Here is a 23,704-nt window from a genome sequence, read left to right on the forward strand (position 1 = left end):
TGGTTGCGAAGGTTCCGGGGCGTCTCAAAACACCACTTACAGGGCTATCTGAACTTCCTCAGCCTCACACTCAACACCGAACGCTGGTTCGAGAAAATCCTGAGTACCGACTTCTACAGATGAGCGTATCAACTGATGTCTGATATGTGCTGGATAGATCAGTCCATCCCGTGATAGTACGACCACGCCACTCGCAAGAAACTGAAAGACGCCCGTCGTTGTCCCGAATGCGGAGAAGACGTGCCGCCAATCTGGAAGTACCCGGCTGAGCAAGTGCCGTACAAGCCGCCTGGCGACGTCGGATCGATTTTCTTCTTCAGGTGCAACTGCGGAGAGGCGTTCGTCGTCGGCGAAACCGAGAGTGGCGACCGCCGGATCATCGAACTCGAGGATACGGGGCGATCGAAGCGTCCAGTTGTATGGTACGACAGCGGCCCGTTCGATATCGGCCTCATGACGGCCGATGCCATCCGGGAGTACGGCGATGGGACCGCGTGGCGCGACGCCGGAAGAGAAGTCTGGCACCGCCGCGCCGAGGGATCAAACGCTGGGAACGGGAGCGTGATGCGGTGTGCGCCACACGCGATTGCCTTTGCTGAAGACCTCGATACACTCATCCAGGTGAGCAAAGAATCGTCGGCGATCACACACTACGATCCGCGATGCACCTACGGTTGCGCAGTGTTGAACTGCACCATCGCGGGGTATCTCCGGGATGTTGAGGATCCGCTTGAGATGGCGTTGGACCAAGTTCAGAGAGACGCTCCAGACGAACTCGTCGAGAGCCTCCGGTTCGTTCCAGATATGATCGATGAACCCCAGCTGAAAACCTCTGGATACGTTGTGCATACGCTCTAGATAGCCTTGTACGATGCAATGACAGCTGAAACTGCCGAAGATGCGATCGTCACTGCTGTCAACCGTGGCGGAGATACAGATACGATCGGAGCCGTGACAGGTGCACTTGCTGGCGCACGATTCGGGAGCGACTCTCTCCCCGAGCGATGGCTCGACACGATCAACAAGCCGGAGGAACTCGAACTCCTTGCTCAAGCGCTCGTAATGAGTGATCTCAACGCGTCAACCTGACCAGTTGTGTCTCGATCAGCACCGCTTGGGGGTTCTGTCAGCATGGGTGTAGAGTGTTACTCACCACCGTCGTCCGGCAAAAATTCAGACGAATCATTTATTTTAGTGGGAATTACTTACTACCTGTCAGGAAAGCCGTGCCAGATACAGAGCGCGAATTGGTCACTGGCGAGTTGTCATCTATCGATGTGAATAATAGAGACGGGAATTGAGTATGCAGGCAAGCACGTACTTCCACCCATTCTTGGGGTAACTCTCCGCGTGCCTCAGTCGTCGCTATCGCTGTCTGCATCCCACTCCACCTGGACCTCATGAATCAGTCCCTCCTCAGTTTCGCGAGCCCATTCAGTGATGGAGATCGTCCCCCTCGGAGGGTTGCGCCCGCTGACAGTTTCCGTACTTGTCGGCTCCATTCCCCCGGAACCGCCAGTGAGACTCTCACGAAGGCCCCGGAGATACGTCGCTGCCTCCCCGCGGGTCATCTCGGTATCCAGCACCGAAGACGCCTCCCGCTCGGCGGCGGTTACGTCGGTATGGCCAAGGCCGACGGCGTTGACCACAGCACCGAGCAACAGGATAACACCGATGAAGTACAGCCAGGTAACCAACAGGAGGATGCTTGCGATGAGACTCCCGCCGCCGCCGGTCAGGGAGACGTACACTTGGAACAGCACTTGCAGGATCGCCCAACCGACGGCCCCGACAACCGTCCCCGGCAGCACTTCTCGTGGCGTCACGTCGATGTCCGGGAACAGATAGTACATCGGGAAGAACGCGCCACAGAGGCAGACGATCAGTAGCACGGGGGCCACAACCCCAATGAACGGGACTGACGAAAAGAATGCGACGACGGTAGTTGTGCCGACCATCGCGATGGCGCCCAGCGCGAGGGTAAAGAGCATCACCAGACTCTTTTTGATCTGGCCGAGGAACGATCCCTGGACGGTTGTCTCGTATATCTCCGAGAACGCCGTATCGAGCGCACGGAATACCTTGATCGCCCCCCACACAAGGATGAGAACCCCGATGAGAGAAGAACTGATTGTCGAGCCGAGGCCGGAGCCGCGTTGCTCTTCGATCATCACCTCGATGACACCACCGACTGACGGAGAGACGTTTTCAGTCGCCCCCTCGACTATCTGCTGTTGTAGTTCGGGCGCGCCGAGTACGGAGACGCCGATGAGGAAGAACATGAGCAGTGGAACGATCGAGACGAACGCACTGTACGCGATACTGCCGGCGAGAAACGTCACGTTCTTTTCACTGAAGACGCGGAGAACCGGTTTCACTCGCGAGACGACAGACTGGATATTCATAGTTCACGCACCTTGTGCGAGCATCGCAATCGTCGGTGGTTATACGACTCGTTCAGCGGAATGGAAAAGTGAAACATTTCCGTTTCCCTACCGAAAGCTCTGTATTCTGCACACAGTCTCTGACAGACGCGCAATCTATTGGTTTGCTGTCTGCGGGAGACAGGGCGCAAATCTTGGACTCCATCTCGTGGTAAAATCGTCAATAAGCCAGACAGCGTTGGTTTCATTCTCCCGTTAGTCCATTGATACACTCGGCACGAACCTCGGTACTATCCTCTCTGCCCATGTCTTCTTCGCCGTGATCGACCGAGTCGATCAGTTCTCTCGAGACCATATCTGGCGAGATGTTTCGAACATCATCCACATCATGGTCGCATCGGGCACATTTGACCATGAACAAAGTAACCAGGGTGACGATTATTAGTATTGACAACATAGTAGGCTGTTAACTATTTGTCCGAACGTTACCGATATGTTGCGTTCACCCTCTGTATCGTTCACATCGCTTTTGACGAAAATCAGAGATGTTACGGCCTGATTCGCTCTATCGTTCGGCTTTATTGACCTGGCTGAACTGCCCTGAACAGAGCAAGCCATCCTGCAGGACTTGCGCGTTCTATTCAGCACTCGACACGTGATGACTTGCTTTGAGGATTTCAGGGGAGTGGTCGAGACAGACCCGATCTGCATTCCACGTGAACGGAGACTGAACGAAGAAGATCGACGAACATTGTTGAGAGATATCAACCAATATCTGCAGGGCTTTTCTGTAATACTCAGTCCGGAAATTATATTCGGGGGACTACGTGACATTCTCACACACAGAAAGATGGTGGCACTACTGACTATCGTCGGTGTGGTTGTCGCCGTATTTGTCGGGTTCAATATCGGTGGGTCATCAACGGGTGTGGCGTTTGGTCCGGCGGTCGGGTCACGCCTCGTTCGGAAGACGACCGCGGCGACGCTGTTTCTCGTGTTCGGCTTCCTCGGTGCGTGGACCGTAGGTCGAAACGTCATTGCCACGATGAGCAGTAGTATCGTGCCAGCAACCCAGTTCACGCCTCTTGCAAGCGTGGTCGTCCTGTTTTTTACTGGTCTGTCACTGCTTATTTCGAATCTCTACGGCGTGCCAGCGTCGACCTCGATGACGGCTGTTGGAGCCATCGTCGGACTGGGACTCGCGTCGGGTACCCTCAACCAGGCGCTTATGTTCGTTATTCTTTCCGCGTGGATCGTTGCCCCGCTTTTCTGCTTAGGTATCGGGGTCGGCGTTGGGCGCTACATCTACCCGTATCTTGATCGCTACGTCGCGTTCACGACGTTCACCCTCCAGTTTGTGCAGATAGACCGCTCGGGGACGGTGCCCCGCCCGTCTGTGAATCCGAACGCGTCTTCGCGAGACATCGTCGGATCGCTCCTGGTGGTCGTCATCGCCTGCTATATGGCGTTCTCGGCAGGGGCGTCGAACGCCGCGAACGCTGTGGCTCCCCTCGTCGGCGAAGGGGGATCACTGACGGTCAATCAGGGGGTTTTGCTCGCGGTGTTTGCCTTCGGTTTGGGCAGTTTCACTATCGCTCGTCGGACGCTGGCGACGGTTGGCGATGAAATCACAGAGCTCCCGATTCTCGCGTCGCTGATTGTCTCCGTAGTCGGTGGGACAGTCATCACAATACTCTCGTATTTTGGGATTCCTGCAAGCCTCGCTGTCAGTACGACATCGACGATCATTGGGCTCGGGTGGGGGCGGGCAAGTCGGGCAGCGACACTTTCAGAGTTAGTCACACCAGCGCCCGAGCGTTCGGACTTCGAGGTGGCGACGGGGGCGTTAATTACCTCACGCAGCGAAGAGGCACCCGTTAGTCCGACTATCGGGGATATTGCAAGATACGAAGAACCGCCAGAGAGACCGGAGGAGATTCCAAACGTACCGGATATCGGCGCAGAGGGACCAGCTGACCTCGACGAAAACAGTCTGTTTAATCCAGCGGCGGCAAAACGCATCGCTACGATGTGGATTTTGACCCCATCGCTGGCGGTTGCCGCCTCCTACCCGGTGTTCGTGTTCCTCTGATAACTCCGTCGGATGTAATAGTAGATCGACCTTCGGGACTCCATTTCATACTCCATACTCCAGGGTATGCAGCGGGATTCTCATGGAGTCACGCTCTAAAGACCAATGGATACCACAGTAGCTTTTATGATTGACTGTCATGTGTGCGTATGGGTGACGAAATATATCACTCGCATCTGGACGTGTTTCTGCTCTGGGCGTGCCGGGAGACGGGCGTCATCGCAGAACTGATCGACGGGCCGAAAAGCCCTGACACCGTCGCGGAGAGAACTGGGATCACGGACCGGGCCGCGACTGTCACGCTCGAGGCGCTCGCCGACATGGGCTACCTCGAGGAGTCTGACGGCAAGTATGGCCCAACGGCCGAACTCGACGGGTTTCGCCCGGAGACGGACGTGTTAGACAAGGGCATCTTGCCCCATCGGCTGGACGTGCTGGAGGGGTATATGGATCTACCCAAACTGATGCGGACAGGTGCGACACCCCAGCATGAGATGGACGAACTCCGGCGGTATATGGGTGCGATGGCTACAATCGAAGAGACGACCGTGCGTGCTGTCGTCACGGCCGCCGAGCACGCCCATCCACAGCCCGATCGCGTGCTCGACGTCGGGGGTGGCCCCGGTCGGCTGTCAACGGAGTTCGTCCGCCGTGGCGCCGATGTGACACTGTTCGACATCCCGCCAGTGATAGATCTCCTCGCGGATCACCACGCCGAGGCGGGCCTCGAGACGGTTGCCGGCGACGCGACGGAGTCGCTCCCAGACGGGTTCGATCTCGTGTTTAGCTCCAGGGTGATACTGACCTTCTCACCGACCGAACTCCGGGACTACTTCGACAACGCGTTCACCGCCCTCGACCCCGGTGGGACGTTCATGTGCACGGAACGTACACGGGACCACTCGAACGACGTCGAACGATTCGCGGCCCACATGCTAACCATCTCGCCGGACGGCCACACACATACCGCCGCGGAGTACAAGTCCGCCCTCGAGGGCGCTGGGTTCGTGGACCCAGCAGTCACCGATATCCCAGGCACCGGGTTCCAGGCTATCGTCGGTCACAAGCCCGCGTAGCCAGTCGGGCCAATTGGTCCAGGTTCGGGTTCGACTCCAGAGGCCACACTGCTGTGCTCGATCACCTCGAGGCCGGTGAAGATGGGATAGTGTTCGTCCGAGCATTGGTCTTTAGCTAAGAGAAAAACCACGTGACAGCAGCGGCTTATCGAGTCGTCTATTTTTGAGGAATGAGGAGGTAACCGCTGTGCACACAGATACCTGACTGTCAATTGCCCCACCTGCGACAAAGAATTCGACGTTGTATATCCAAACGAGTTGAGTAACACCGAACCAGCTCGATCAACTATTGTTCCCTATAGCGAGGGAGACATCGTTGATTGGGAGCTACGAAATGATGGAGCAAAACCATATACTGGAAGCGAGCAAGAAATCCCGTTTGAGCAATATCTCAGGGTTACAATCAGTGGTGTTGGCGGTGACCTCTACGGGATGGAGGAGGGAGTTCCAGCAGAGGATCAGCAAATATGCGGTGAAAAAGACCGTTTTCAGATCTGGGACACTCCTAACCACGAGCCAGATGGTCATGAACAGGTTGCCTACGTTGTCCGAGCGGATCTTGAAACGGGAGTCAAGACTAAGAACATCTACATGGCGGCCTCAGATGGTCCAAACCTCTACGTGAAAAATCGCGGAGTCCCACGCAACTCTGGGAAGAAATGGACTTACTTGGATCAGGGAGAGTGTAGCATTCGTGCAAACCAAGCTGGACTTGATGGAGAAATTACCCAAACTGGGGAAAATCGGTATAATATCTTTCTGGAACATGATGTGCAGCCTTTGGTTAGTGAGGAAAGTAAATTGGCTGAAAGATTAGTAAAAGAAGTTGGGCGCATGCTCGTTGCCTTCCAAACCAAACGAGTCCAGTGATTTATGACTGATAGCACCCCTCCTCAAGTAAGTGACCTCAGATCAAAGAATACGAAAACAGGAGGTGCGTCTGTCCTCGTCGGTGGTCACAGTTGCGAACCGTGAAACTGAGGGGAATGCTTTTGTTCCAGTCGAGGATTATGACAGGACGTGTCCGCCCCTGATCCCTCCCGCCGGACAGTTCTCGCTGGCCTCTCGACGATAGCCCTCGGCGCGCTCGCTGGTTGCAGTTCGCTGCTGGGCGGTAGCAACGAGGACGAGTCGGCCTACCGCAATTGGCTGTACGACCAGAGCCACTATACCGACGAGAAGAACCAGGCCAGCCTGTGGTTCGACTCCCCAACCGAACTGATGGCCGCCGAGGACCACATTCCCAATCCGGTAATAAACCAGTCCTTAGCGACTCCGTTACGACCACGGTCCGACTTGGCTTCCATCGACTGGGCGATATGGTACCACAACGAACTGGGAGTGACACCGGGAGTTCGGGCCTTTGGTGGGTCATTCGACTCGAACACTGCCAGAGAAATGGTGACGGCGATGGGCCCCTCCGTCGACGACGACAACTCGCCCGAGACCGTCGACGAGTATGAACTGGTTGCATACGACGACGACCAGTACGGTCTCTATAGAGACGGTGAGGCAGTCTTCGTCGAGTCCGCCGCCTCCGAAGACGTGGTTCGTGATCTCGTTACCGAACGCTCAAAGTCGCCGTCGAAACTGGCCGACAGCATCCAACAGTTCATCGACCGTGTTGGGTTCGAAACCACTGCCTCGGTGCAGTTTGAACCCACGGACGGAACCGAGTTCACCGGGACCGGTACCGGGTACACAGTTGACGGCCAAACCACTGACGTACGGTATGTCCATCTGAACGGGGACCTGTCTGTCGAAGATCTGCAAGAGGTTGGTCACAAGATAGAGGCACTCTCGGCAGTGACTGTCGACGAAGAGGGACCGGTCCGCTGGTTAGAGGGGACAGTCGACACCGACCGTACCGCACTCAATGGAACGATGTTTGACCAGTCTGCGGCACCCTTTGAATGAGTGTCTCCCACTGACGCTCTCTTACTGCAGCCTCTGCATGTTTCACCGGATTTCTGACGGATACCAGATAGGCTGACACCCGTCGCGGTATGTATGCTCTCTGTATTGATTGGCTGACGAATTGTCTGAGGGCCGTCATCGTTGTCTTATTCACTAGCTTCTGAATCGCGAAATGAGCGCCCAGAGCGGAACTTGGTGAGCTCTGCAATGCGGTTTTCGAGTTCTTCGATGTTTTCGAGGAGGTTGTGCCACGTTGTCGTAAACGGCATACACGAGAGTAGCAGGGGCGAGCACGAAAATTATGAACCTTCTGATAGTTCAGACGATCCGATTTTTATATACTCACCGATTTATTACGATTGATGACACAGCAGCAGTCTACGAACATCCTTTCTGAAGATACACGGGGTAACGGTCGGTCGATCGTTGTCGGCCTGCTTGGAGTCGCGTTGGTCGGTTTTGCCGTCTTTATGATGTTTCGTGGGGTGATTCTTGATAGCAGTACGAGCGATCCTGCGCCAGAGACAGAGGCAGATGATGGCCCCGAAACAGAACAACTCATACTGCCGGCTGTAAATTCGGAAAGATATGCGCCACCACCGGTAGCCGTTCGGCTACCGAGGATCGCCTCGCGCTGCTCGGCTCACCCCGGGGTGGCGCAATTCTTCAGTTTCTTACAGCCGGCAGTATCAGCAACAACGACACGGACAACAACGAATCTGACGACATGCCTCCCGAAGATGACACGCCCGAGACTGTCGATATTGATCTCAACGTGTGGTGCAAGAAATCGGTGAGGAAGCCCGATATTCGACGCTAACGCTTCGCAATGAGAGTGGCGGGGTCGTCGAGCGGAAGTCGCTGACACTGGTTAGCTCACCCTCCTTCGAAAACCTCTCCTACGGTGATGAGTTCACTCTTACCGTCGAAGTCGATCAGTGGCCTGACGAGCGAATCGAATTCAACGCAGGCGATTTCGAAGAACGTGATGTCGTCGTCGGATACGAGTTCAAAGCTGCTGACTCCTTCCAATTCGTAGCGCACGAGGATCACAAAGAGATCAAGACAGGTTGGCATCGGCTTATATAAAATTAAAATGTTGGAGGCCAGCAATTAGCAGGATTGCAACTACCAGTACGAGTTTCATGACCCAAGATGGAACATCTTTCCGGATTCGGAATGCCCAGTCCATATGTTCCAATGACCTGCCCAATTACTATAACCCCCTAGCCGGATTTCTGGTTGCGAAACACAAGGGAACTATCCGTCACACAGCAATTTTCACTCGACTTATGAATAGACCTCTTTCGTTGCGTGAAGGGACTGTATCGACCAATTACAACGTCTACTAATTGTGATTCTTTCTTTGCGAGATACGCGCCTTCTATTCATACTGCCGGCTGTAAGAAACTGAAGAATTGCGTCACCCCGGGGTAGCGCATATCTTTCCGAATTTACAGCCGGCAGTATCAGCTCTGCAGTTGTGACGACTGTCGGTTAATTCATTCGACGGCTGCTGAATAGAGAGTATACCGTCAGAATGGGAGTGACCTTCTTTTGTGAGATGTGCTGAATAGCCGTTTCGGAGCACGTGCGAACCAAGTCGTCAGACCGGTCTAGGACTGAAATATCTCAGGTCGTGACTTTCTTAGGAATGACTCCCCGAAATTGTGTATGGTTGGGATAGGGACGCTAATTATTGGACTGACAGTTGCTGTTGTGATGACGCTAACCCTCAGTTTGCTATTTCGCTTGCTGAGAGATACCGATGGTCTTTGAGCCGTCGGTTTGCTGTACAGCTTGAACAGATGCTGATGGGAATTCAGCAGAGAATGAGGCCGAATCGGTGTATCCGAGCATGAAATCATGAACTGCCCTCTTTACGAATCAGACGTAAAACCAGATGCGAGACCAATGAGCGAATGCCATTGTCCGGATTGTGATGTCCATATGGAGAAGACGAACGTAACCGCCGAAGGAGTCGGAGACCTCTATGTTGAAACTGAGCGAGACGGTGGTGTACTGGATCGCCTCCGAGTCGGTCACCAAACCCCTCTCCATGCATTTCTCTGTCCGGAGTGTGGACTGACTCGACTCTATGCCGATCTTTCCGAGTAGATTGTGAAACATTTGAAGTTCTTGAAACTCGGATTTCTGCTGTTGAGGCGAAACTGGAGAAACAATCTACTTCTGACAATAGTGCCGCGCTGGATGATGAGATAAAACACAAAATGGTACATGCGTGTATTAACGCCGAATATGTTTCGCAAGAAGAGGAACTAGAACTATTGCGCGAAATACTATGAGTCGGTGTCTGTGAGCATCTCTGCGGTTATCAAGGACTTCTCTCAAGCCTTCCGGAGTGTTGTCTACTGATAGTGCTGATCACCAGGACCCGTCAATGGCACACTGATAGGCAGTTTCGGCTGTGTCTGTGATAGCGTCCCAATCGTATTGTTCCGCTTGTTTGACGGGATCAAAAGCTGGTTGTTCACCACCTAATGTTGCACGGAGCGCCGCCGTCAGAGACTCGACTGTCGGATCGACGAGAAAGCCAGCATCGTCAATCACCTCGTCTGCGGCTGAATCAGGATGGTCCGCCGCGATAACGGTGCAATCAGTTGCCATCGCCTCAACGAACGTCATGCCGAATCCCTCCCTCGTACTTGGCGAGCAGAAGATATCGGCGGTGCGCATGTGACCTAACACGTCCTCGTAGTCGTCGAGAAAGCCGAGAAATTGCACACGGTTTCTGTTAGTCAGCGACCGCCGTTGGGCGTCCAGTTCATCGCGCTCCGGACCATCCCCAATGATACCGAGAGTGACATCGTATTCGTTAGCCACCTCGTCGAAGGCATTCATAAGCATATCAACGTTCTTGTGTTCGATGAGGCGGCCTGCAAAGAGGATGTCAAAGCCAGTGTCGGGAAGCGGGCCTCGTTGGACTTGCTCGGTATCGATTCCGTTCGGGACAATCTCGATGGACTCGCGGGTCGGGCCGATGGCAGCGAGTCGGTCAGCCGTAATTCCGGAGATAGCGATCGGGTGTTGCGGCGTGCGAGCAGTGAATCTCTCTGTGAGTTTGCCGAAGGGGGCGAGGTTCCCGAGATATTCGTCCCAGTAGTCGCCCCAGACCTCATGCCAGGTCGTCACGAGCGGCGTGTCAGTCTTGAGACTAGCAACTTTTGCCGAGAGTACCGGAAAGTACGGGAAGACGCTGGCGACGACGACATCGTGTTCGTCGTTGCGGAGTCGCCTGCGTAGCGGCGGCAGCGCGCGGGCCGCAAAGTCGATTGCTTCTGTGATCGACCGTCGGTCATCCTCGTAGAGTTCTCGTTCCGATGCGACCGCGCGCAGTGTCATCTTATCGTGAGTTCTCTCCTCTGGGCCATCCCAATAGTGGCGGCCATAGACCGTGACCTCGTGATCCTTGTCGGCGAGACGGGTGCCAATTTCGTGGATTCGCTTCTCTGCGCCACCGGTTACGAAAGGGTACACGACATTGCTGACGAAAGCGATATCCATCGTTGAGTGATTAAATCATCTACCCATATTATCTTGAACGCAGTGTTTTGAGTGAATCTGTTCGCCGAGCAGCCCTAACTTTGACCGTCTGCAAGTTGCGTCTCTGCTGGTAATTCATCATGATACTCCGCACAAACGCGTCGAATCCCTTCATCGAAGCTGATCTCCGGTTCCCAGCCTGTCGCGTCTCCAATCTTCGAGTAGTCGGCACAAGTATCGTGGACGTACACTGACTCTGGGATCGGGTTCTCGATATATTCTGCCTCGACATCGGTCCCCAGCTCCTCGTTGATCATCTCTACGACGGTGTTGAAGTCGTAGCTTTCGCCGGTGCCGAGGTTGTAGACGCCGTCCAGTTGATGCTCCGCTGCCAGTTCAAGTCCACGAACGATATCAGACACGTGCGTGAAGTCCCGCGTCTGCGTGCCATCGCCGTACAGTACTGGTGACTCACCGTTTGCAATGTCGTCGGCGAACTGAGCGATCACGTTTGCGTACTCGCCCTTGTGTCCCTCGGCACCGCCGTAGCCTTGATAGACCGAGAAAAAACGCATTCCTGCCATCGACATATCGTAGTGATTCGAAAAATACTCGCCGTACCGCTCCCGTGCCAACTTTGACGCCTCGTAGCCCGTATTCACAGTCACGTCCATCTCTTCGGGCGAGGGCTCGGTTCGACTGCCGTAGATCGACAACGTCGAGGCGTATACCACCGTGTCACAGCCATCCGTACGGGCCTGTTCGACGACGTTGACGAACCCCTCGACGTTGACGCGTGCTCCTCGACAGGGATTGTCCTCGTGCATCGCGTACGACGACAGTGCCGCAAGATGAAAGACGACATCGACATCTGTCGGGATATCGTCGTCGAGGACGCTCCGGTTGTGGAACTCAACCGCGTCGTCGAGGTTCTCCGGCGTACCCAGGTATCCATCGTCAATAACGACGACGTTATTGTCCGTTGCGAGGTAATTCGCGAGATTCGAGCCGACGAATCCGGCGCCACCAGTGACGAGAATCTTAGCTTCGTCTATCTCTACATAGCCTCACAGACCACGATTAAAAAAACTAACCGACGAAGGTTTTTTAGTAACGATGTTTGGCCGAAACTCTGAAGCACTCATTGTCTAGAAATCCGCCACATAGGCGTGGGGGAGAATATCAATGGATCGCTGAAGAGATTGCCCCATCTTATCGGAATAAATACATTTTTCACGTATAGTCGAACCATTAGTGATTGATACTTACGGACATAAGTACGTAATTAAATCTAGTGGTTTGAGAGAGTCGAGACCAGAGAGCGCAGCATCACGAAGTTCGTCGTATGTATCGAAGAGACAGTTGCAAGTTTTTGATTGAGTTTCTTCCAGCACTCCTCCGTGGGGTTCAGCTCCGGTGAACCCCGCGGGAGGTAACACAGTTCGATCGGTGTGTTTGCAGCGAATTCCTGCACTTTGTTTGCCGTGAAATATGAGTCGTTGTCCAAGACGACACAGATTTTCTCGCCGAACTCGGTCTGGAGTGCGTCGAGCAATCTGATCGTGGTGTCACTGTTGAAGTTCTCGGCACACGGCAGGAAGAACGTCTCGCCGGAATCACTTACTGCATCGAGCAGTTTGATGCTGTCCCACGCGCTCATCACTGCCGGTGACGAGCACTCCCCTTCCGGAAACCGCGCATAAATCAGTGTTGAGAGCACCTGTCGCGTCTGATCGATGGTCAAGATCGTGTATTCACCGTCCAAGTTGTCGCGCTTTTTTAAGCCTTCCTGCCAGGCTTCCAGTGCTCTCTCGTCAGATTTGTAGTACTCCGACCGGACAACAGTCGTCGGACGTGGCGTTCACAGTACTCAACATCGAATTCTTCGGCGGTGTAGCGACGAGCCCAGTGCCACAGACCACGCGGGCGCGTCTAGCCTAACTTCTTCGGGTGACGCGTGGAGTGTCTCAACGAACCGGTTGTACTGTTCGTCAGAAATTTCGGATGGTCTCCCGGAACGGTGTTCGTCGTAGACAACCTCCTCGAACGGCTCGTCGGCGAGCCGTTCTAGTCGGTCAAGCCAGCGTGAGAGCCAGCCAGCAGTGTATCCGTAGAACGTCACTTCGTCCTCTTCGAGGCAGTTGATCGCCGCCATAACCCGCTGTGTCGGCTTCTTTCCCTCGACCTCCGCCAAGACCTGGCGGAGGTTGTCGGTGGACACGTTGTCGAGGGAAGCCGTATCGGAACAACGTCTTTCTATTTGAGAAAGATTCAGCTGTCAGTATCACTTTTGAATACCACTACGATTCTCACAAGTTGGGTGTCCAACGTTTTCGGAAGCCCCGTCCACGATTTGATGCAGAAAGCAAATTTACAGCCAGACGGCTGTGAAGCTCCGAATCAGATTGGCATCGACGAGAGCGTTTCGCATTAACTATCAGCAGTACTAACGACGAACCGGAGACAGCTAAAAAGCTGTCCCAAAGCCTCGCTCACTGGCACAAATCTCTAAACCAAATGCTACCTTACAGACGGTGAATACCTTGAAATAGACTACTCTGGTGGACATTCTAATTATCGGCTCATCGTATTCGATATTGTGGTGTTAGAACCACAAAAATAATCAAAAGAATATTGGGATATCTTATCCCATGACGTGGAACAGTGTTGCCCGCTATTTTAGACTAAACCAGTTGAGATTAAAGTCGTCCCCGTTTGCCTCAAGTCGGATTGTTTGTCTTCCGGCCTGGAGCGTGACAGTTCCTCCGTCGACAGTGGTCCATTCTTGCCAGTCGCCCGTGTCGGGAACCTCCATTGTCGCCACTTCCGAACCGTCAACGATGACATCGAGCGAAGTGGCGTTCTTTCCGGCTATGCGCGCGGCGAGATCGTAGTCACCTTCTGATGGAACGTCGACGGTGTACTCCCACCATTCGCCTGCGCGAATCCAGGCAAGGTTATAGTCGCCGCTGACGTCATCTGCTTCCTGAATATCAACGTCAGTATCCCGATACGCCCCACCCTTGTTTCCATCCGAGGTATCGTGATAGGCGACTCCCTCACCGCCGGTGTCGAAGTCCTCAGCATTGATCTGAGAGATCTCGTGATCCACGTATGCCGATTGACTGCCGACTTTCTCAAAACCAAACCAGTTGATATTGAAGCTGCTGCCATTCGTAGTCACTCGAATTGTCTGTGTACCAGCAGAGAGATTTATTCTCCCACCGTCGACAGTTGTCCATTCTTGCCATCCCTGTGTATCGGGGACGTCAACAGTGGCTATTTGAGTGCCATCGACAGCGATGTCAACTGAAGTGTCATTCTTTCCAGCAAGGCGTGCAGTGAGATTGTACTCACCGCTTTCGGGTACCTCGACGGTGTATTCCCACCATTCGCCAGTTTCAATCCAGCCGATATTGTAGGCCCCACTGCTGTCATCGGCTTCCTGAATATCAACGTCAGTATCCCGATACGCCCCACCCTTGTTTCCATCCGAGGTATCGTGATAGGCGACTCCCTCACCGCCGGTGTCGAAGTCCTCGGCATTGATCTGAGAGAGCTCGTGATCCACGTACGGAGATTGCGTATCAGGCTCACCTTCTTCGACTGACTGTATCGCAGCGTCGGTATTATCGAAGGAGTCGGTAACTATCGCCTTTACAGTGTAGCCATTGCCACTACCGTCGTCATTTGCTGCAACAAGTCGTGAAGAATCGCTCGCACTGCTCCCCGAAACAGTTACTGTAACCGAGTCCTCGGTGGTATCGTCAGAGTCCTGTGTCAGAAGCAGTTCGAGGTTGGTGAGGTCTCCATCCCCATCACTGATATCCCACGAGACATCGAATTCGGCGTCAGCGTTATCCGTTTCAACCTCACTCGCTGCAAGGTTATCGATAGCAGGAGTATTTTCTGATTCTCCTGCGGAGGCAGTTGCCGAGTCCGTCTCGCCGTATGCGTCTGTAACAGTCATCTCAATCGAATAACTGTGACCACTCCCCTCGTCGCCGGCAGCGATCAAGCGTGTCGTGTCGCTGGCGGTGTCACCGCTGACATCTCTAGTGATGGAATCTTCCATCTCTCGATAAGTGGTATCAGTCAACACTACCTCAACCGACGAGAGATTTCCATCAGCATCACTGACAGCCCACGAGGCGTCAAACTCCGCATCGGAATTATCCGTCTCGACCTCAGAAAGTGAGATCCCGTCTACTGCAGGTGGATACTCGTTAACGATCTCTGCAGTCGCAGAGGCAGTACCCGTATCAGTGTTTTCGAAGGAGTCAGTGACTACTACCTCGACAGTATAGCTGTTACCACTGCCGCCGTCTCCGGCAGCGACTAGTCGAGTTGTGTCGCTAGCTGTCTGACCGCTTATATCCAGCGAAGTGGAACTTTCCGTTTCACCATCGCTCTCATCAATTAATACGAGGTCGACAGTATCGAGATCTCCATCGACGTCACTGACGGCCCAAGAGGCATCGAATGCAGCATCGGAGCTATCTGTTTTGACCTCTGCCAGCGAAAGTTCGTCGAGGACTGGGAGCTCTTCGCTTTCAGTCGCAGACGCTGTCGCAGATGCGGCACTACCACCTCCATCCTTGACGGTCGCTTCTACCGTGAAACCGTTACCGGTACCGTCGTCACCTGATGCGACGAGACGGGTAGTACCACTTGCACTCGCACCTGAAACTGACAATTTCGCCGAATCTTCGGTCGTGTTGTTCGAGTCTTGTGTGAGCACTATGTCAACTGACTCTAGATCACCATCGACATCGCTGACATCCCACGACGCGTCAAATTCCGCGTCAAAGTTTTTCGTTTCCACTTCAGACAGCGAGAGGCTATCAACCGCAGGTGCACTGCCTGTATCGCCATCCTGGGACATCCCATAGGCACCGAGAACCTCTTGATCAGATCCGACAAAGATCTCATCCACAAGAACGCCATCGTTCCCGCAGGCAAACTCCAGCGTATGTGTTCCTTCAGTAAGTTCCCATTCATATGGCTCACCACCATTCGGGGAAGCATCGTGCCACTCGAACCCAATTGGACTTTTTAGTTTTTCTGCTTCCTGCCACGTTCCACCATCAATTCTGTAGTAGACACTATCTCCATTCCAAGCGTCAGGCCGGATACGGCCGTATATAATGTATGTTCCGGACGCACAATCGAACGTGATCGACGCTGGATTCTCTTTGGGTGAGTCGCTGCCTGTACAACGGAGACAACTGCCGCCGGCTGCATCTGGGTCATCAATTGTTTCGAACGCACCTATATTGTCTACATTTACACCATCAAGGTAAACAGATGTGGGCGGGGTCCGATCAGTTCCTGCAACGAGGTTGCCATTATCCATGAACGGTTCGTCGGTGGCGTCACCAGGCAACAGTGAGCCACTGATACAGATGTCGTATTCGTCCAACATTTCCTGGTTGGTTAGCCCAACCAGATTCGTCTCATCCGAGACAGTCTCTATCTTGCTTTCAATATTGTTGACGCCGTTTAGACTGTCTTCGTCGGGAAAGGGCACGTATTCCGGATCTGATTCTTCGACGTGGGAAGTTCGGCCATCGACCCTAACACCTCTTCCCTGGGAAAATGTCAGCACTTCCGAAGCCTTCTGATTGAGCGGTTCGAACTTGTGATAGATGCTGTCGAGGTCGGTGTTGTCGAGGACGGCGGGCCCAGCATTATCGAACAGCCAGGCTACATCGTAGCCATTCTGCTGGAGCGTGCAGTTACGAATCCAATTCAACCGGTGTTCGCCAGTGTCGATTCCCCAGTCCCAGTGTTCGACCGTGGAGTTTTCGACTGTAAGGGTCCACAGATAATCGTGGAAGGGCACACCAACCGAATTGTCTCGCCCACTCCCGACAACGCGAGAATTCTTTAGCGAGACATTTGACGTATACCGGAAAGCAACACCAGTTCCGCCACCACGGCCTTGTGTCGGCGACGAGGCACGGTGGATTGGGAGATCGGGTTCGTGCGCAACGCCATCGCTGTCGATGAACGGTCCAACACTGTGTACCGTCATGTTGTCAATAACATTGAAGTCGCTGAACCGTTCGTGCTTCCACTTGAAGTTGTGACGGGAGAAATCTACGCCGCCAGCCGAACCAAACGCAACATTTCCGCGTATCTCCTTGACCTCTGCGAATGTAGACGGAATTTTCTGCGTATCTCGCATGACCTGTTCGTTTTTAAACCTGCCCTGTTCGATCGCCTCGAACAGTGGCCTGTCCGTATTGCAGTATTCCCATGGCAGGTTCGGATGGAAGGTCACGCGGCTATCATCGATTGAGACCCCTTCAGCGAGGTCGCCATCCAAGAGCGGTCGCAGCCACCAGACGAACGCTTGATGGCGGTGCCCGCCGGCCACACAGTTCGTCACTTTCACCAGCGGACTCTGCAACCAGAAGCCGTGGCCAGCGTGGCCGAAGTCGTCGATGGCTGGATCGCCACCGTGTGCACCAGCGGACCGTGTATCAACAGCGTCTCCGCTGCCCTCCGACCGGATTGCAATACAATTGTCGAACGACCCGCGCTCGTTGCCACCCTCGGCGACAAAACCCGCGCCAAGTACGTCGTAGGTAATCGAATCGGAAATGTCGGCGTGAGCGTGGTGATTGACGATCCCCCAGCCCGGGCTCCCATCCACCACCAAGCCTTCAGCATTGTGAGGTTCAGTTTCGATCCCGGTGTGGTGATAGTGGAACGGATAGCGGGCGGACGGATTCGGATCGTCTTGATCTGGGAGTGTGTCTGCGCCTCTGACCGGATTCGTGAGATACTCGGCTTTGTTTGTCCGGCCGAGTTCCTGCAGGTGGGCGTACCGCACATCAGAACCAGTGCTCATGATCATGATGTGGCCACGGCGATGCTCGTCTGTATTCTCTGAACTGAAGACGATATTCCGTGAGAAATTCAGAACGTAGGTGTCCAGGTCAGCTTTTGGCACCGTATGATTGTAGTCAAGTGAACTGTCAAGCGTAACTGTACTCCCGTCGATCGCAGAGATGGTGCGCTTTTCGTCGGTATGATCGAGGGACGTCGATTCGTAGGGATCTGTCCCAGGGATAAGCACCGTGTCGCCGACGTTCCAATTAGTCGGCTTCGACGAGAGTTCGATCGAACTGTCACCCGCTATCGGTGCTTCGCTAAGGGTCAACCAGGGTGTCTTTTTAGCCCCAACTATCTCGACATCACCGTGCAAAAGCAAGCCTTTGTTTTTCCGATCAGGCCATTTGTTTTCATCGATGGGACCTTCATCGATGATTTCCACTTCCGCTCTGACTCCCTGCTGAATTGGTTTGGAACTGGTACCGATCTCGTAGCGACTGTCGGATTCGGTGTGAATCGTTTCGGCCCGGAGTTTGGTGTCTGTATCTTGGGCGTGCCGCAGCGTTCCCGCGACGTGGAGATACTTCACCCGGGTCGTAATCTGTTGAGCAACAGTAACTGTTACTCCATCTTGGATTGACACCTGGGCGCCGTCTGTGGGAACGTCACCATTCTCCCACGTGGCAGGGTCACTCCAGTCACCATCGGCGACAGCAGTAAAATCTTCTCCCGCGGTATCTGCTGCGGAAACGGTCGGTATTGTTCCCAGAATCCCCATCAACGTCCCACCCAACACTGTTCGCCGACTCGCTCGGGGTAGAGACTGTTGATCGATACAGGACCCAGGTTCAGATTGAACTGATTGAGACTTTATTACTTCTGTGCTATCTACAGATATACGATCCTCATCAGAGACAGAATTCTCCGATGTGGAGTCTAACTCCGACATGAACCGTGACCAGTTCACAGACGTTACTGTTTTCGCACTATTGAGTGCCGCCACCACCCGTCCCCGTAAGTTTGATGCATCAGTGTCTGATGGCATTGGGCTAATAGTAAATCCGGGTGTTTATAAGAGGCTAGCATTGATTATCAAAATTAAAAATTACGCAGGGTCACGGATCAAATTCGGTCTATGTCTTGCGAATTTAAATTCTTTGATCTGTGTAAGTACAGAAAATTTATCTATTTGTTTTCTAATATAATTCCCTCAAATAACTTTTCTCTGTTTTAGCCGGAATACAACCCCGAACCACTCTAACAAATATTCTTCGTATTATGGTTGGAAATATATATCAGTTATATTTATTGGAAATTTATAAAAAAGTGAACGAAAATATGTGCCTGGAGCAATCTTACAAACACGAAGTGCTATCTACATTTCCGATTTCAAAGATTACTATCAGTTGTTAGGAGTGGACACAACAAACCAACTTAGCCTGTTTCAAAGTGAACGCTATCCATAGACGAGGGTTTGGGGCATATTTCTGGTGATTCAATCATTGTATGCCCACAAGGGTTACGAAGCAGTCATACATTGTTTGATCTCTTTCAATCATGACTTTCGGCAGCGTTCAGAATACTACGGGTGACTGTTTGACATTCGAAGCTTTACTCACACAACGCGGCCCGCCCCCATGATGTGCTGTCGACAAAAAACAAGCTATCAATGAGTTTATACTTCTCGGCCAGTTCTCACTAGGACTGTTTTGTGAGGACGATCGCGTGTATCAGGAAAGGATGTCGGGAATCCACATGTCTCGGGAGCCACGGCGGTGTACAGCCAGAATCGCTGGTCGTTGGGGTGAATCACGGTCTCGTTCACCGCAATTTAACTTGGATTTTTCAAGCTGGCGGGCTGTAAGATGCGTCGCCGCCTTTTTACGTAATCTCATTTGAAGCAGCTGCTAAACCCACGATGCGCTTGGTTTAGGCAATGGAGGGCTTCAAACCGACTCGCCCCTCTCTTCAAATCTTATCTAAACAGTGTTGGTTGAGAACAATCAAAAGATCATATACGTCATTGAAACATGATGGGACGAATTAAAACACCTACTGTGAGTTTGTACCGTTGATACTTTTTTGTGATACTCCATATGCCCCAAGCACATCTTGATCCGAACTAATAAAGATCTCATCTATCTTCAAGCCTCGGTGAGGACTCGCAATCTCCATAGTATGAGTACCCTCTGACAGCTCCCACTCATACGAAGTTCCATCATTTGGAGAAACGTCGTGCCACTCGAAACCAATAGGTGATTTTACTTTCTCTGCCGTGCGCCAGTCTCCATCGTCGATTTTGAAATAGACATCCTCACCATTCCAAGTATTAGGCCACATTCTCGCGTACACGGTATACGTGCCGGCAGCACACTCGAATGTAAACTCCACTGGGTCACCTTTGGCAGACTCGGTTGCCGTCTGACTCAGACACTCATTTCCAGATGCATCCGGCTCTGAAACAATTCCCCATTCACCAAGAGCACCAGCATCCCGAGTACCTAGGTAGACAGAGGTAGGCGGTGTACGCTCCTGTCCTGCGACGAGGTTGCCATTATCGACGAACGGTTGGTCGGTCGCGTCCTGAGGCAGTAGCGCCCCGCTGATACAGATCCCGTACTGCTCTAACATTTCCTGGTTGGTCAGCCCGACCAACTTCGTTTCGTCCGAGACAGTCTCGATTTCACTTTCAATATTGTTGACACTTCTGAGACTATTTTCGTCGGGGAAGGGAACGTAGTCCGGCCGGGATTCTTCGACGTGGGAACTTCGGCCGTCAACCCTAAGACCTCTTTCTCGATAGAAAGTCAGGACTTCCGGGGCTTTCTGATTGAGCAGATCGAACTTGTGATAGATGCTGTCGAGGTCGTTGTTGTCGAGGATGGCGGCTCCAGCATTATCGTACAACCAGGTTACATCGTAGCTATTCTGTTGGAGCGTGCAGTTGCGGATCCAATTCAACCGGTGTTCGCCAGTGTCGATCCCCCAGTCCCAGTGTTCGACCGTGGAGTTCTCGACTGTAATGGTCCACAGATAATCGTGGAATGGCACACCAACCGAATTGTCTCGCCCACTCCCGACAACGTGGGAATTCGTGAGTGAGACATTGGAGGTGTAGCGGAATGCAACGCCCGTTCCACCACCCCGTCCTTGGTGACCTGCAGCACGTTGTTTCGGCAGATCAGGTTCGTGCGCAACGCCATCGCTGTCGATGAACGGTCCAACACTGTGTACCGTCATGTTGTCAATGACATTGAAGTCGCTGAACCGTTCGTGCTTCCACTTGAAGTTGTGACGGGAGAAATCCACGCCGCCAGCCGAACCGAACGCAACATTCCCACGTATCTCTTTGATATCGGCGAATGTCGAGGGGATTTTCTGCGTGTCTCGCATCAAGTCGTTGTTTCTTCCATTTGCAAACCTGCCTTGTTCGATTGCCTCGAAGAGGGGCCTCTCTGTGTTGCAATATTCCCATGGAAGGTTGGGATGGAAGGTGACTCGGCTATCTTCGATTGAGGTGCCTTCGGCGAGGTCGCCGTCGAGGAGTGGGCGTAGCCACCAGACGAACGCCTGGTGGCGGTGGCCACCAGCGACACAGTTGGTGACCGACACGAGGGGGCTTTGCAACCAGAAGCCGTGGCCAGCGTGGCCGAAGTCGTCGATGGCTGGATCGCCGCCGTGGGCGCCGGCGGAGCGTGAGTCAACAGCGTCTCCGCTGCCCTCCGAGCGGATGGCGATGCAGTTGTCGAAGGATCCGCGCTCGTTGCCACCCTCGACGACAAATCCAGCCCCGCGTACGTCATACGTAATCGAGTCAGAAATGTGGGCGTGTGCGTGATGATTGACGATCCCCCAACCCGGGCTCCCATCGACCACCAGGCCTTTGGCAGTGTGCGGGTCAGCTTCGATTCCTGTACGGTGGTAGTGGAATGGATATAATGCAGAGGGATTCGGATCGTCGTGTTCTGGGAGGGTGTCTTGGCCGCGGACTGGGTTGGTGAGATATTCGGCTTTGTTGGTGCGCCCGAGGTTAGTCAGGCGGGCGTAGCGGACATCGGACTCGGTGCTCATCACCATGATGTGGCCGCGCCGAAGTTCGTCCGTATTCTCGGAACTGACGACGACGTTCCGTGAAAAATTCAGGACGTAGGTGTCTAAGTCGGTTTTTGGCACCGTATGATCGTGATCGAGGGGGTTGTCGAGTGTCACCGTCGTGCCATCGATCGAAGAGATGGTTCGCTTTTCGTCAGTATGATCGAGGGAAGTGGATTCGTAGGGATCCGTGTCGGGGATAAGCAGTGTATCGCCTACGCTCCAGTTGGTCGACTCCCTCGATAACTCAATTGAGTTGTCTCCTGCCATCGGTTCTTTTTCGAGCGTTAGCCATGGTGTTTTTTCGGCACCAATTATTTCGACATCTCCGTGCAAAAGCAAGCCTTTGTTTTTCCGATCCGGCCATTTGTCTTCGTTAATTGGCCCATCATCGATGATTTCGATTTCTGCCGTAACTCCTTGTTGGATCGGGGTGACGCTGGTGCCGACTTCGTAGCGACTCCCCTGTTCAGTATAAATTGTTTCCGCTCGGAGTCTGGTGTCTGAATCCGGTGCGTGTCTGAGCGTCCCTGCCAGGTGAAGATATTTGACTCGGGTGGAAATCTGGTTGGCGACTGTAACTGTGACATCTCCTTGGATGAACACGCGTGATTTATCTGTTGGAACCGTTCCGTTCTTCCAAGTAGATGGGTCACTCCATTTTCCATTAGCTACAGCAGTAAATTTATTATCCGAATTGTCTGCTAATGACCAAGCCACTGATAATCCTCCTAAACCGACAATGGTCCCGAATAGCAGATTCCGTCTGGTAAGGAACGGTACAGATTCTTCTTCATCGGATGATTGAGACACTGTATTACTCACCCATTGCTTGGACAAATTACTCTTCTTATTTTCGTTCATATTTTCACTGCATCTGTAATCAATTTCTGAATTATATATCTACATGCGAGCGACAATGGCGTCCAAGCGGGTTTTGTCCTTATTTTTATTTTCGTCTCTAAAGAGACTCTTTGGTCTCTGAGTTGTCCAGTACCGTCAGCGGATGACATTGAAGATATTATTCATACTGTATAGTGTAAATAGTTTGTTAAAAAGTTAGTAATCGAAATAATATTCAGATGCGTCGAACCAATGTAACAAACTAAAGAGTATTTAAGAATAATCTATGTATATAGTTTGTTAAAAGTATTAAAAATATGTCAATAAAAACATCGTATTATCTCTTTCTGTATTAAACTAATCACATAATTGTATCTCCCATCTAAGATTTAGCAGTATCACTGATCCTCTATTCAAAATAGATATCACTTGTAACCAAATCCGAAAATGAACAGTATTGAAATAGTGTCTCTGTGTATTCGGGAATATGATAGATGGAGTGAAAAATCGCAAATTGGAGACAAATGCTGACGAACGTGGACATCTAGTAGAAATTTTCCGCGACGATTGGAAATTCTACGAACCTGCGCCGGCAATGTCCTACTATTCTATGAGCTATCCCGGTATAATCCGGGCATGGCATCGGCATACCGAAGGACAGATCGATCACTTTGTTTGTCCCCAAGGTAGAATAAAAGTCGCCATCTACGATGACCGAGAAGGTTCGGCGACTAGAGGGAAGATTAACACATTTGTTATCGGAGAACACAACCAACGTGCTATCCGCATTCCGGGAGCTTGCTGGCACGGATTCAAAGTCATCGGTGATAAGCCCGCCATATTAATAAACTTCCCAACAGCTTTGTACGATTATGACAATCCAGATGAAGAACGACTTCCGTACGATACTGATGAAATACCGCTCGATTGGGAAGAACCACCGCATGGATAAT

At 52.7% G+C, this 23,704-nt stretch carries 11 protein-coding genes and 3 pseudogenes; 8 read left to right on the forward strand and 6 right to left on the reverse strand.

Annotated elements, in window-relative coordinates; translation table 11 throughout:
- Positions 1-123 (forward strand): annotated as a pseudogene (locus EOW68_RS16550) (IS1595-like element ISHti5 family transposase); the annotation flags it as partial.
- A 150-nt stretch (positions 124-273) separates the two neighbouring features.
- A pseudogene (locus tag EOW68_RS16555) lies at positions 274-1,089 on the forward strand (ADP-ribosylglycohydrolase family protein).
- A gap of 266 nt (positions 1,090-1,355) precedes the next feature.
- On the opposite strand, the gene EOW68_RS16560 reads toward EOW68_RS16555, so the two are convergent.
- The gene (locus EOW68_RS16560; RefSeq protein WP_128226276.1) at positions 1,356-2,405 is read right to left on the reverse strand and encodes a YihY/virulence factor BrkB family protein; all 1,050 of its coding nucleotides are present in this window, start codon (positions 2,403-2,405) and stop codon (positions 1,356-1,358) included.
- An 829-nt stretch (positions 2,406-3,234) separates the two neighbouring features.
- On the opposite strand from EOW68_RS16560, the gene EOW68_RS16565 reads away from it, so the two are divergent.
- The 5 genes from EOW68_RS16565 (at position 3,235) to EOW68_RS16585 (ending at position 8,558) form a co-directional block, all read left to right on the forward strand.
- Positions 3,235-4,476, forward strand: a complete 1,242-nt coding sequence (locus EOW68_RS16565) for an inorganic phosphate transporter (protein WP_128226277.1) — start codon at positions 3,235-3,237, stop codon at positions 4,474-4,476.
- A gap of 149 nt (positions 4,477-4,625) precedes the next feature.
- A complete protein-coding gene (locus tag EOW68_RS16570) occupies positions 4,626-5,552 on the forward strand; it encodes a methyltransferase (protein ID WP_128226278.1) in 927 nt (308 codons plus the stop codon).
- 258 nt (positions 5,553-5,810) lie between these two features.
- On the forward strand, positions 5,811-6,422 hold the full coding sequence (locus EOW68_RS16575; protein ID WP_128226279.1) for a hypothetical protein: 612 nt from the start codon (positions 5,811-5,813) through the stop codon (positions 6,420-6,422).
- A gap of 150 nt (positions 6,423-6,572) precedes the next feature.
- Positions 6,573-7,469: a hypothetical protein gene (locus tag EOW68_RS16580; RefSeq protein WP_128226280.1), complete on the forward strand. Its 897-nt coding sequence runs from the start codon at positions 6,573-6,575 to the stop codon at positions 7,467-7,469.
- A 777-nt stretch (positions 7,470-8,246) separates the two neighbouring features.
- The gene (locus EOW68_RS16585) at positions 8,247-8,558 is read left to right on the forward strand and encodes a hypothetical protein (RefSeq protein ID WP_152035125.1); all 312 of its coding nucleotides are present in this window, start codon (positions 8,247-8,249) and stop codon (positions 8,556-8,558) included.
- A gap of 1,296 nt (positions 8,559-9,854) precedes the next feature.
- Here EOW68_RS16585 and EOW68_RS16595 read toward each other — a convergent pair.
- From EOW68_RS16595 to EOW68_RS16615, 5 genes and pseudogenes are all read right to left on the reverse strand, one after another.
- Positions 9,855-10,994, reverse strand: a complete 1,140-nt coding sequence (locus EOW68_RS16595; RefSeq protein ID WP_128226283.1) for a glycosyltransferase family 4 protein — start codon at positions 10,992-10,994, stop codon at positions 9,855-9,857.
- Positions 10,995-11,068: 74 nt separating this feature from the next.
- Positions 11,069-12,028: an NAD-dependent epimerase/dehydratase family protein gene (locus EOW68_RS16600; RefSeq protein WP_128226284.1), complete on the reverse strand. Its 960-nt coding sequence runs from the start codon at positions 12,026-12,028 to the stop codon at positions 11,069-11,071.
- A gap of 210 nt (positions 12,029-12,238) precedes the next feature.
- Positions 12,239-13,233 (reverse strand): annotated as a pseudogene (locus tag EOW68_RS16605) (IS630 family transposase).
- Positions 13,234-13,647: 414 nt separating this feature from the next.
- Positions 13,648-18,861 carry a carbohydrate-binding protein gene (locus tag EOW68_RS16610; protein WP_128226285.1) on the reverse strand — a complete coding sequence of 1,738 codons (5,214 nt, stop codon included), beginning with the start codon at positions 18,859-18,861 and terminating at the stop codon, positions 13,648-13,650.
- 1,007 nt (positions 18,862-19,868) lie between these two features.
- A complete protein-coding gene (locus tag EOW68_RS16615) occupies positions 19,869-22,772 on the reverse strand; it encodes a G8 domain-containing protein (RefSeq protein WP_128226286.1) in 2,904 nt (967 codons plus the stop codon).
- A 466-nt stretch (positions 22,773-23,238) separates the two neighbouring features.
- Between EOW68_RS16615 and EOW68_RS16620 the strand changes: the two genes are divergently transcribed.
- Positions 23,239-23,703, forward strand: coding sequence for a cupin domain-containing protein (locus EOW68_RS16620; RefSeq protein WP_128226287.1), 465 nt, complete (start codon positions 23,239-23,241; stop codon positions 23,701-23,703).
- The last annotated feature ends 1 nt before the right edge of the window (position 23,704 follow it).

Source organism: Halovenus amylolytica (assembly GCA_004015825.1).
GTDB lineage: Archaea > Halobacteriota > Halobacteria > Halobacteriales > Haloarculaceae > Halovenus > Halovenus amylolytica.